We start from the raw sequence: 12,059 nt of genomic DNA, 5'->3' as shown, positions 1-12,059 counted from the left end.
ATCGGCATACCCCTTTTGTTAGCGATTTGCTAGCATTTAGAGTGATCAGCCACTACAAGGCCTATTGGCTTTAGCTTAAAACACCGATTTTTTACTTACCTTAATTCGATAGCGGCAATCCCGTTTTAACCTCTGGTCTATGACGGTCACGCTACTCAACTGATAAGCCTAACGACAGTCTCTGTCGTACAAGGCAAACTACTGGAGGAATCATGGAGCAATCTACGATCGCGGAGCAACAGACATTAAATTTTGATAACTATCCGCAAAAACCGCACGGAGGGACGTTGGTGAACCAAGTGGTTCCCGAGCACCTCGTGCAAGGTGAAATTGAGCGGGCTCGTTCATTACCTAGCATTCGAGTCGACCTTGAAGCTGTGATCACCATCGAGATGATTGCCACCGGCGTACTCTCGCCCAATAAAGGGTTTATGAACGAAGCGGACTATAAGTCTGTTCTTAAAGAAGGCCGCTTAAGCAACGGCGTGGTATGGCCCGTTCCCCTCAGTTTTGCCCCCATCGGCGAGCGCAACAGCCAGACCATCAAAGGCCTGTCCGTTGGTGACGAGGTGGCGTTAACCGACAGCAATAATGAGCCTGTCGCCATTTTAGTGATTGAAGACCTGTTCGCTTACGACAAAGGTGAACGTGCCCAACAACTTTTTGGTACCACAGACCGTAACCACCCCGGCGTAGACTCGGTTTATCGACGCATGGGCGACATTTCCTTAGGCGGCACCCTACACCTGCTGCAACGTGTGGATTGGGGCCCCTTTGAAAAGCTGCGCCAAGAACCTAAAGATACCTGGCGACTGTTCTATGAAGAGAAAAAATTTCGCTCGGTCGCTGGTTTCATCACGGGTGCCAACCCCTTGCACCGTGGCCATGAGCACATTCACCGCAACGCACTCGAAGAAGTTGACGGCCTATTTTTGCAACCACTGGTAGAAATGGCCAAACGCGAATACGTGCGCCACGAATACCGCATGCTGGCTTACCGTAACGTACTTGAGACCTACTACCCTGGTGACCGTGCCATTTTGTCTCCGTTACGTGTGACCTATATTTTTGCTGGCCCCCGCGAAACCGTTTTGCACGCACTGATCATGAAAAACTACGGGTGTACACATGCCCTTATTGGACGTGACCACGCCGGTATCGGAAGCTATTACGACAAGTACGCCAGTCACAGCATCTTTGATCAATTCTCACCAGAAGAATTGGGCATTGATGTGCGCCTGTTTCATGAAGTCTTTTATTGCACCCGTTGCGCCAGTCATGCCAGTACGCAAACGTGTTCACATGATGAGCGCTATCGCTTAAACATTTCAGGCACAGGCATTCGCGAAATGCTGCGCCACGGCATCATGCCGCCTAAAGAAGTGGTACGCCCAGAGTCAGCAATTTCCGGCATACAAGGCGTGCAGCCCAAAGGTGTGGATGAAAACGATCAAGGCACACTGCCTATCGCCAAGGTCATTAAAAGCATGTTCCCCTTCTACACCAAATACACTCGTCTAGGGGGCGCTCCACGGGCTAAAGAGTTGGAAGACAACGACCTAACGATTCGTGATTTAGAAACCGCCAGTCAAGATGCTCGCTCGCATGCAGGTGATGTTTATACCGGTGTGTACGACGAATACACCTACTTAGGCGATCACAACCGCGGTCTACAGCCAGCCTGGGTTGCCCAAGCTCGCGATACCTTACGCGCCCAACAAGAACGCATCATTAGCGACTTGGAAGAGAAGCTAAGCCAAGCACCAGACGAGGCCTCGGATGAGTTTATGTATCAAGACAAAGCGGAGGTCGAACGAGAGTTACGCGCGGCACGTCAACTGCTTAGCGAGATCCCATCCTCTATCTGCCCAGAAAACCTAAAAGACCGAACCTGGAACGTATTACCTTATAAACGTTACCGTGGTGCTGATAACGATTAATCTTATCGCGATCATTATGTAGTTCAGCTAGGCATAAAAAGCCCCTGCAACGTTGTGAGACGTTACAGGGGCATTTTAACTTTCACTCGGCGTTAACGAAGGGTGTAAATTCGTCAAATTCTCGTGAAGCCCTGCTGTATTTGCGGTACAAACGTCATAATCGCCAGCATCGTTAAGAGCAGTAGAACGAAGGGTAAACACCCTTTAAACACCCGCATCACTGGTACACCACTGATCGCACTGATAGCGAACAAATTAAGACCAATGGGGGGTGTAATCACCGCAATCTCCATGTTCAAAATCAATAGCATTCCAAAAAACACGGGATCAATTTCAAAGCCCATAAGAATAGGCATCAAAATAGGCATGGTAATCAGAATGACCGAGATGACTTCAAGAGCCAGCCCAATGATTAAAAACAGCAACATCACCCCTACTAGAAACTGCGTTTCGCTTAGGTTCATTGCCATGATGATGTCGAATAACGCATGTGGCACACGTTCGCTGGTCAAGGCATAGCCAAACAACTGTGCTCCGGCCAAAATCATCATAATAATGCTAGACATTTTGGCTGCACTGGTCAGGATAGGAAGTAGGTTTTTTAGCGATACCCCATAACCTAAAGCCAGACCAATGGCATAAACGCAACTGACTGCTGCCGCCTCCATCGGGGTGAAGTAGCCCGAGTAAATACCGCCTAACACAATCACCGGAGACAGCAACACACCGTAGGCAGCTTTAAAGGCATCGATACGCTCACGTCTGGTCGCTTTAGGCTTAGGGGGTATTCTGGAGGCTCGGCCATAGGCATAGGCAATTACGACAAGCAAGGCGCTTAGTATCAATCCAACAATCGCTCCAGCGGTAAACATTCGTGCAATCGATGTTTCTGTAACAATGCCGTACACCACCAAAGGCACAGAAGGTGGTAGCAGAATTCCCAGACCTCCTGCACTGGCGATTAGCCCCACCGTAAATGTTCGGTCATAGCCACGCTGGACCATTTCTGGGATAAGAATAGTTCCAATTGCTGCAGCGGTCGCTACAGAGCTTCCGCTGATAGATGAGAACATCACCGTTGCTATGACCGCCACCACTGGCATGCCACCCCGTGTATGGCGCATAAACACGTCAATAAAATGAATAAGTCGGGTTGTGGCCCCAGTCCGGCTCATGATCTCAGCCGCCAGAATAAAGAACGGTATGGCTAGTAGACTGGGCACACTTAAGGCACTGAACAACTGAGAGGCCAACGTAGCAGGTGCCGCGTCTTGGAGCACAAAATAGGCGAGACCGCACAGCCCGAGTGCAAACGCCACGGGCATACCGCTAACCAATGCGGCCGAAAATGTCGTCATGATCGCTAACATGAACGAACTCCTACAAAGGTGAGGTGAGATCGAGGTCTTGATTTACCTTCGCTTTACCACTGATTAGCCAGATGAAACGTTGAATCAGTCGCAGTGACAGCAAGGCTCCCCCTAGCGGAAGAATGATCTGTGGAATCCATACTGGTAAACGCAACATGGTCATGGTGAGCTCACCCAGAATGTAGCTTTCCACCATTAACTCCCATCCTGAATAGGTCAGGTACAGCGTAAAAATCAGCGATAACAATGTCCCGACCATATCGATCACACGCACCATAAACGTGGGCACAATGGTGAAAATAATATCGATACGTACATGCTGATTCGATTTAACGGCAAGCGAGGCCGTAAACAAAATGCTCCAGATGATGGCGTAGGCGGCAATTTCATCACCGCCCACCAAGGAGATTGAAAAAAACGAACGCAGCACAATTTGAATAACGATGATAAAGACCGACAGGGTGAGAAATAAACCACCGATAAACAACTCGATACGGTCCCAAACTCTACCTATGGTTCTTAGCGTCTTGTGCATAACCATCCTTAGTTAGGGTTCGAGTTTTACTCGTCAGTGCTTTCTTTTATTCGAGCGATCAGCTCTTGAACCTCTGCACTTTGACTGTCATAAACACCTTCATAGATTTGCCGCCACTCGTTCAATAGCTCAGGCTCCAAATCCTGAATTTCCATGCCGTTATCCATTAGGATTTTTTCTGATGCAATAGCATTACTTTCGGCGAACTCACGGTTCCACTTAGAGGCATCCTGCATCGCACGCTCAACAACATCTCGTTGCTCATCGCTTAACTTATCCCACCGTGCTTTATTAATGACCACTGCGTAACCGCCATGCTGCTGCATAACTCGGGTCATGCTATTGAGCACCTCGTACCAACGTGCCGAAGCGGCTAAAGTCACGGTAGTCACCACACCACTTACCAAGCCCTGTTGTAAACCTAAATAAACGTCAGGAGCCTGAAGCGTCACAGGCACACCCTCCACAGCCCGCACACCCGCTTCTAACGGGGCTGACGGCGTTACGCGTATTCTCATGCCCGCCGCATCCGCAGGCTTACGTATTGGCTTATCGCTGCTGTAGAGATATCCCGGCCCATCGTGCCAAAGCCCCAGCCCATGAACCCTAAAGCGCTCAAGATCCCCCAGTAGCTCTTGACCGATATCCCCCTCCAGTACGCTCATGCTGTGAGTGAACGAACTAAATAGGCCCGGTTGATTAAACACTTCCCATCGTTCATCCAAAGGCACGTAATAACTGGTAAGCGGCGCGACAATATCCACCTGTCCTCGAATCGCCGCACGAATCTCGTCTTTGGAGGCCACCAACTGGGCACCTGGATACACATCCACGCGCATACCCCCTTCGCTGTATTCATCTACCTTTTCTGCAAACAGTTTTATGGTTTGAGCCTTAATCGTATTCTCGGGTAAATCATGTGCAAACTTCAGCGCCACCACATTCTGGGCAAGCGCTGTAGACACGGCAAAGCTACCTACAATGGCAAATAAGCAATGGAGTGGTTTCATTCCTCTGTTCCTTTGGTATTGTGCTATCGCCTCGTATGAGATGTGAACAAAACGACAACGAGAATTCATCGCGCCAAAAACGAAATGACGTAGTTAGACATTATTTATTATGAATTCATTATGTTAACGTACCATCTTTGGAACAATAGGTGGTACTACTAGTAATCTTATTATTTATTCGCCGAAGCCCGCTACAGGTATAGTGAGCAGCGTATTGTCTTAAAAACAAAAACGCCCGCAAAAGCGGGCGTTTTAAATAATAATCAGAGCAACTACATAGGGCGGACGATATCTGCTTGGGCAGATAGCAAACAGCGAGGGCTTAGCGACCTCGCTGGACAATAAGGCAGTGCATCTTCATTACGTTCGATTACTGTGAGCTAAACCTATTTCAGGTTAAGTCAAAAAAACGTCTGTTAACGATTTACGTTTTTTACTGATGTTAGTAAGAACGTGGTAAGCCACATTCACACACGATAGGTTTACGACTACGTGCCTCTGCCATCGCACCGAAATAATCTTGTGCAATACTGTCGACTTTACGAATAGCAGCCATTGCCACTTTCGCCAGTTTTTTCAAGCGTAGCTCAATGCCACCAGAATGAACAACACCCTCACTGGGTACGTTGCCCACAGAAGCCAGTTTTACAAATTCGTTTGCCATTTTGAAATCCCCCCAAGAGAATTGCCTTCAATGACTTCATTATAGGGTAAACCCTATTCAATAGCTAGGGGTAAACCCTAGAACCCTAAAGAAGGTGAGTTAATACAACATCCACGCACCCAAACGAAACAATGGCCATGAAAAAAGCCATGTTTTTAACGAAAAAACCTCGTATCGACTTGATTTAGCGTCATTATCCCAGCGTACTTATCGCACCGATAATAAAGCTATTACTTTAGGTTATTAAGATAGTTTGCCTCTATCAGAACAATGTCATTTATCTAATTCACATTCTCGCTGTAGCAGGCTAAGATAATCTTCGTAACGACGTCCTACCAACTATTAGGAGTTCTGCTTTGAGCAAGCCAACTGACAAGCCTACCCATCTCACTACGCAGTTCGGTGCCCCAGTACCGGATAACCAAAACAGCCTTACAGCCGGACCACGTGGCCCTTTACTATCACAAGACGTTTGGCTAAACGAAAAACTCGCTAACTTCGTACGTGAAGTAATCCCAGAGCGCCGCATGCACGCCAAAGGGTCGGGTGCTTTTGGTACCTTCACCGTCACCAACGACATCACAAAATACACCCGCGCCAAGATCTTTGAATCTGTCGGCAAAAAAACTGAAATGTTTGCCCGCTTCACCACCGTCGCCGGTGAGCGTGGTGCAGCCGACGCTGAACGCGACATTCGTGGCTTCGCGTTGAAGTTTTATACCGAAGAAGGTAACTGGGACATGGTGGGTAACAATACCCCAGTCTTCTTTATCCGCGATCCACGTAAATTTCCTGACCTTAACAAAGCGGTGAAGCGTTGCCCACGCACTAACCTGCGTTCTGCTACCTACAACTGGGACTGGTGGAGCCTACTGCCTGAGGCCCTACATCAAGTCACCATCGTCATGAGCGATCGCGGTATTCCTGCTAGCTATCGTCACATGCATGGTTTTGGCTCGCATACCTACAGCTTCTGGAATGACGCTGGCGAACGTTACTGGGTGAAATTCCACTTCCGCACACAGCAAGGTATTAAAAACCTAACGGATGCCGAAGCCGCTGACATCATCGGTAACGATCGTGAAAGCCACCAACGTGACCTGTACGACGCGATCGAACGCGGTGACTTCCCTAAATGGAAGATGTACATTCAGGTCATGCCCGAGACCGAAGCCGAGAACGTGCCCTATCACCCATTTGATTTGACTAAGGTTTGGCCTAAAGGCGATTACCCGCTAATCGAAGTGGGCGAATTCGAACTTAACCGCAACCCCGAGAACTTCTTTGCCGATGTCGAGCAAAGTGCATTCGCTCCGGGCAATCTGGTTCCAGGTATCGCACCTTCACCAGACAAAATGCTGCAAGCGCGTTTGTTTAACTACGCCGACGCACAACGTTACCGTTTAGGGGTTAACTACCATCAGATTCCGGTTAACGCTGCTCGTTGCCCTGTGCACAGCAACCACCGCGACGGTGCCGGTCGTACAGACGGTAACTACGGTAGCCTACCCCACTACGAGCCCAACAGCTTCAATCAATGGCAAGAGCAACCCCAGTTCCGCGAGCCACCACTGAAAATTAATGGTGATGCAGACTGGTGGGATTTCCGTGACGATGACTCGAACTACTACAAGCAACCGGGCGATCTGTTCCGCTTAATGAGCTCAGATCAACAGCAAGTACTGTTCGACAACACCGCACGCGCCATGGGCGATGCACCTGACTTCATTAAACGTCGTCATGTTGAAAACTGTGCTAAGGCTGATCCAGCCTACGGTGCAGGTGTAGAAGCTGCACTGCGCAAACTCGGCGCTTTTGCCGGTGAAGATTCGCCTAACAGCATCGAGTAAATCTGTTTTACTATAGTTGCCCCTACTCCTCTTTTTACGAGGGGTAGGGGCAACGGCTTTTCAGCGACCCAGAAAAGCATAATAAAACCCAAAGACAGAAACTCTGATCTGATACTCAAGACAAGGCAGACTTGATGCATTTCAACGACTCCACTGAATCCCTTAGCACCACCTTGGCCCGTACCATCGACAGCATTCAAGGCGAAACAGTGACCTTACGCGAGCTAATGAGCGCCATCGGTGAGCAAGGGCTCCTGCTGCTGTGCGCACTCGCAACCCTTCCCTTCCTGATTCCCGTTTCAATACCTGGGGTGTCTACGGTATTTGGCGCCGCCATCGTGTTGCTGTCAGTGGCCGTCACTCTGAACCGGATGCCGTGGTTGCCAACAAAAATTCTGGACCGCAAGCTTGATGCACAAAAACTGCTTCCTGCCCTGCGTAAAGGCGTAAAAATCGTGTCACGCCTTGACTCCTGGGTACGCCCCCGCGCACTCGCCATGACCGCCGGCCGCATGGCAGCGATCAACGGCGGCGTATTGGTGTTTGGTGGAATACTGTTAATGGCCCCATTCGGGCTCATCCCTTTCTCCAACACTGCGCCCGCTATCGGCATACTGCTATTAACGATCGGGATGATTCAACGCGACGGTGTGTTCGTACTGCTGGGCTATCTGGGTACCGTATTAACCGTGATCTATTTTAGTGCGCTGCTATACGCCGCATTTTGGGCTGGCGGTGCTTTATTTGGCTAAATATTCTGGATCATAGCGAACAGGAATCCAAAAGTGACTACGCCATTGTGAGATTTGAACAACTCATAATGTAGAAAAACAAAAAACCCGCATAGCTAATTACTATGCGGGTTTTTTCGTCTTAGGCAGACTACGATCAACTACATTACATGTTTTCGATCATTACATCGCCGAAGCCCGAGCAAGACACTTGATTTGCACCTTCTAGCAAACGTGCAAAGTCATAGGTCACTTTCTTGGACTTAATGGCTTTTTCCATGCTGGAGATAATTAAATCTGCAGCTTCGGTCCAGCCCATATGGCGTAACATCATTTCAGCTGACAAGATTAAGGAACCTGGGTTCACGTAATCTTTACCAGCGTACTTCGGTGCAGTACCGTGAGTGGCTTCGAACATGGCCACCGAGTCAGACAAGTTAGCACCTGGTGCAATACCAATACCACCCACCTGTGCAGCCAAGGCGTCGGAAACGTAGTCACCGTTTAGGTTCAGCGTTGCAATGACGTCGTACTCGGCTGGGCGCAGCAAGATCTGCTGTAAGAAGGCATCAGCGATAGAATCTTTAATGGTGATTTCTTTGCCCGTTTTCGGGTTTTTGAATTTGCACCATGGGCCGCCATCAATAGGCTGTGCACCAAACTCTTTCTGAGCCAGCTCGTAACCCCAATCGCGGAAGCCACCTTCGGTGAACTTCATGATGTTACCTTTGTGCACCAAAGTAACCGAGGAGCGATCGTTATCAATCGCGTACTGAATGGCTTTACGCACTAAGCGCTGTGTGCCTTCACGCGAAACAGGCTTAACACCCAAACCGGATGTGGCTGGGAAGCGAATTTTATTAACGCCTAGTTCGTTTTGTAGGAAGTCGACCAGTTTTTTAGCTTCTGCAGACTCGGCTTCGAACTCGATACCAGCGTAAATGTCTTCTGAGTTTTCGCGGAAAATAACCATGTTGGTTTTTTCAGGCTCGCGCACAGGCGACGGTACACCGTTGAAGTAGCGTACAGGGCGCAAACAAACGTAAAGGTCGAGTTGCTGACGTAGCGCTACGTTCAACGAACGGATACCACCACCAACGGGTGTAGTAAGCGGACCTTTAATGGATACAACGTAATCTTTAACTGCCTCGAGGGTTTCTTCAGGCAACCACACATCAGGGCCATAGACCTGAGTGGATTTTTCACCTGCAAAAACTTCCATCCAGTGAATTTGACGTTTGCCTTCGTAGGCTTTTTTCACTGCCGCGTCGACCACTTTGATCATAACGGGAGAAATATCAACACCAGTACCATCGCCTTCGATATAAGGAACAATGGGCTGTTCGGGTACGTTGATTGAGAAGTCGGCATTAACCGTGATTTTCTGCCCCTCTGCAGGGACCTTAATATGCTGATAGGTCATGATGCTCCAGTAATGCTCCAGAATAGAAAACAAATGATCGCGAAACGACACTATAGCTACAGCTCGTTTCAGTCTTATATAAGAGTTTAGCCTAAAACTCGCTCAAGCACGAAAATAGATGATAAACAACAGACACAGCAGCCTATCACCCGCTATCTCAAGCAAGGGCTAACAGGTAGAATATAGGGATGACTGACTATATATCAACGCATTACCGCCATGTTTAACCCTACCCGCGAGCAAGTTCGCCAGTTTTTCTCAGAAGCGTGGCAAAAGCACCAGAACAAAGGTGTGTTGACGCCGCTAGAGCTGATCGCCATGGATTGGGTCCATGAGCATCCCGAATACCACGAACTGCTCTCTGACCCCGACGCGGTCAATGCCGACTACAGCGTAGAGCAAGGGCAAACCAATCCTTTTTTGCACTTGTCCATGCATTTAGCAATTCATGAACAGGTGTCTATTGATCAGCCCCCTGGCATCAAGGCGGCCTATAACCGGCTAATCGCACAGATGACGCCACACGAAGCGGCGCACCGCATTATGGATGCGCTGGGCGAAGTCATCTGGGAGGCACAACGCTTAAATCAGCCCCTTGATAACGAGCGTTATCTTGAGCTAATCAACCGTTACACCACGCGTTAAGCCAGCGTAGCTACCCCCACCCTGTTATGTCCTTAGCGTCGATTCGACAACGGGGACTCTAAGGTTGCCAACCACGTCGACACCGCATCGATCTCGTCGCCGGTTAAGTTAGCGACCAAGGCGCCCATTACCGCATTGGTGCGTATATTGGATGTGGCAGGTGCCCCGGCCACACCGCGCTGATACGCTCGCAACGTTTGCGCAAGATACTTGGCATGCTGCCCTGCTAAAACAGGATAGGTATCCATAATGGGCGTTTTGGCATCAGCCCCATGACAGGACGCACAGTTGTACTTTTGCCAGACCCCCTCGCCATTAATGACCTCTTCAGCCTTCGCCCCCATACTACACACTGAGGCAAAAAGTGCCGCTACTAATAGGTATTGACGCATCATTGCCCCCTTATTTTAGGTTAGAAAAATAAGCCGCGATGTCGGCAATATCTTGAGGGGACAAACTGTGTGCTACCGCCCCCATAGTGGGAAAAGATCGGGCCCCACTGGCATAATCGTTCAAGGCCGTAATAATGTATTGTTCGCTTTGGCCGGCGATCATGGGGACGGGGTAGACTTCGGGAAAACTGGCTCGATACCCTGGTATGCTGTGACAACCGATGCAGGTTGAAATTTTACTTTTTGCATCGTCAGGGTTGCCCTGAATGATTTCAGGCGAGTCTTGCGCTAAGGCAGAGTAAGAGAATAAAAGTAAAACCGGTATCGCTACCAGTTTAGATAAGGCGGTACTTCCTGGTTGCAACTTCATCATGGCGTATAAGACCTTTTGAGTTGGAAACCGGTCTGCCCGCAGCCATTACACATGGGGAATAATGGTTACGATGACTTTCTAGCGACCGTCATAAACATGCATAATTGTACGCTAGGCTATGTGCCTAAACCATATTAGTGTTAACACCTTATTGCTTTATACCGCTTCTATGACCGATTTACAAAATGCTTCTGACCCACGTTTTTCAGGAACCGAGCAATACATCGCCACCGACGACTTAAAACTGGCGGTGAACGCTGCTCTTACGCTTGGCCGGCCTTTATTGATTAAAGGAGAGCCCGGCACCGGTAAAACGCACTTAGCCCAAGAAGTGGCTGCCGCCTTAGACCGGCCATTGCTGCAATGGCATATTAAATCCACCACGAAGGCACAACAAGGGTTATATGAATACGATGCTGTTTCACGTCTGCGTGATTCGCAGCTTGGCGACGAGAAGGTGCATGATATTCGGCACTACATCGTAAAAGGCGTACTGTGGGAAGCCTTTGAAGCCGAGCAACCCAGCGTCATATTGATCGATGAAATTGATAAAGCCGACATCGAGTTCCCCAACGATTTACTGCGAGAAATCGACAAGATGGAGTTTCATGTCTATGAAACCCAACAAACCATTAGCGCTCGTCATCGACCACTGATCATCATCACCTCTAACAATGAAAAAGAATTGCCGGATGCCTTTCTGCGTCGATGCTTTTTTCATTACATCCAGTTCCCCGATCGCGAGACCCTTACGCAAATTGTAGGTGTGCATTTCCCCACATTACGGGAAGACGTATTGAACACCGCACTGGATGTGTTTTACACGCTACGCGACACCCAGGGATTAAAGAAGAGGCCTTCAACATCCGAGTTTTTAGACTGGTTTTATCTTCTGTTAAGCGAATCCGTCGACCCTGACGCCATACATGAAGACCCCAGTGCTCCCGATGCAACAGGCCTTCCGGTTTTTGCGGGAGCACTATTAAAAAACGAGCAAGATGTCAGTCTGTTAGAACGTCTGGCAAAGGTAGCCCAATCGACAAGCCATCGACGATAAATCGAATATAAACAACGGTTTATCTGCCGTTGCTATAAACTACTGCACGCTATCGCTGGCCTTTTTTAT

12 protein-coding genes are annotated in these 12,059 nt (G+C 48.9%); 5 read left to right on the top strand and 7 right to left on the bottom strand.

Annotated features, from left to right (window positions below; genetic code table 11):
* The first annotated feature begins 212 nt into the window (after nucleotides 1-212).
* Entirely contained in the window at nucleotides 213-1,940 is a 1,728-nt protein-coding gene (locus AC2UZI_RS05210) for a sulfate adenylyltransferase (protein ID WP_486942756.1), read from the top strand.
* Between the two features lie 113 nt (nucleotides 1,941-2,053).
* Here the strand turns inward: AC2UZI_RS05210 and AC2UZI_RS05205 are convergent, their stop codons facing one another.
* The 4 genes from AC2UZI_RS05205 to AC2UZI_RS05190 all read right to left on the bottom strand — a co-directional run bounded on the left by AC2UZI_RS05205 (nucleotide 2,054) and on the right by AC2UZI_RS05190 (nucleotide 5,519).
* On the bottom strand, nucleotides 2,054-3,310 hold the full coding sequence (locus tag AC2UZI_RS05205; protein WP_486942755.1) for a TRAP transporter large permease: 1,257 nt from the start codon (nucleotides 3,308-3,310) through the stop codon (nucleotides 2,054-2,056).
* A gap of 10 nt (nucleotides 3,311-3,320) precedes the next feature.
* Nucleotides 3,321-3,845 (bottom strand): TRAP transporter small permease, encoded by a 525-nt coding sequence (locus AC2UZI_RS05200; protein WP_486942754.1) that lies wholly within the window; start codon nucleotides 3,843-3,845, stop codon nucleotides 3,321-3,323.
* A 26-nt stretch (nucleotides 3,846-3,871) separates the two neighbouring features.
* The gene (locus tag AC2UZI_RS05195) at nucleotides 3,872-4,855 is read right to left on the bottom strand and encodes a TRAP transporter substrate-binding protein (protein WP_486942753.1); all 984 of its coding nucleotides are present in this window, start codon (nucleotides 4,853-4,855) and stop codon (nucleotides 3,872-3,874) included.
* A 442-nt stretch (nucleotides 4,856-5,297) separates the two neighbouring features.
* Nucleotides 5,298-5,519, bottom strand: a complete 222-nt coding sequence (locus AC2UZI_RS05190) for a hypothetical protein (RefSeq protein ID WP_486942752.1) — start codon at nucleotides 5,517-5,519, stop codon at nucleotides 5,298-5,300.
* Between the two features lie 356 nt (nucleotides 5,520-5,875).
* On the opposite strand from AC2UZI_RS05190, the gene AC2UZI_RS05185 reads away from it, so the two are divergent.
* Together AC2UZI_RS05185 and AC2UZI_RS05180 are read left to right on the top strand one after the other, a co-directional pair.
* Entirely contained in the window at nucleotides 5,876-7,369 is a 1,494-nt protein-coding gene (locus AC2UZI_RS05185) for a catalase (protein ID WP_486942751.1), read from the top strand.
* A 134-nt stretch (nucleotides 7,370-7,503) separates the two neighbouring features.
* Nucleotides 7,504-8,121 (top strand): exopolysaccharide biosynthesis protein, encoded by a 618-nt coding sequence (locus tag AC2UZI_RS05180; RefSeq protein WP_486942750.1) that lies wholly within the window; start codon nucleotides 7,504-7,506, stop codon nucleotides 8,119-8,121.
* 145 nt (nucleotides 8,122-8,266) lie between these two features.
* Here AC2UZI_RS05180 and icd read toward each other — a convergent pair whose 3' ends face one another.
* Nucleotides 8,267-9,523 (bottom strand): NADP-dependent isocitrate dehydrogenase, encoded by a 1,257-nt coding sequence (icd, locus tag AC2UZI_RS05175; protein ID WP_486942749.1) that lies wholly within the window; start codon nucleotides 9,521-9,523, stop codon nucleotides 8,267-8,269.
* 219 nt (nucleotides 9,524-9,742) lie between these two features.
* Here icd and AC2UZI_RS05170 point away from each other — a divergent pair, with 219 nt between their 5' ends.
* Entirely contained in the window at nucleotides 9,743-10,168 is a 426-nt protein-coding gene (locus AC2UZI_RS05170) for a DUF1841 family protein (protein WP_486942748.1), read from the top strand.
* A gap of 32 nt (nucleotides 10,169-10,200) precedes the next feature.
* Here the strand turns inward: AC2UZI_RS05170 and AC2UZI_RS05165 are convergent, their stop codons facing one another.
* Nucleotides 10,201-10,563, bottom strand: coding sequence for a c-type cytochrome (locus tag AC2UZI_RS05165; protein WP_486942747.1), 363 nt, complete (start codon nucleotides 10,561-10,563; stop codon nucleotides 10,201-10,203).
* A 7-nt stretch (nucleotides 10,564-10,570) separates the two neighbouring features.
* Nucleotides 10,571-10,933: a c-type cytochrome gene (locus AC2UZI_RS05160; protein ID WP_486942746.1), complete on the bottom strand. Its 363-nt coding sequence runs from the start codon at nucleotides 10,931-10,933 to the stop codon at nucleotides 10,571-10,573.
* 169 nt (nucleotides 10,934-11,102) lie between these two features.
* Between AC2UZI_RS05160 and AC2UZI_RS05155 the strand changes: the two genes are divergently transcribed.
* On the top strand, nucleotides 11,103-11,990 hold the full coding sequence (locus AC2UZI_RS05155) for an AAA family ATPase (RefSeq protein WP_486942745.1): 888 nt from the start codon (nucleotides 11,103-11,105) through the stop codon (nucleotides 11,988-11,990).
* Nucleotides 11,991-12,059: the final 69 nt, after the last annotated feature.

It is taken from the genome of Paenalcaligenes sp. DL 463 (genome assembly GCF_057475185.1).
The sequence above is the reverse complement of the archived record's forward strand: the minus strand, read 5'-3'. Positions and strand labels throughout refer to the sequence as shown.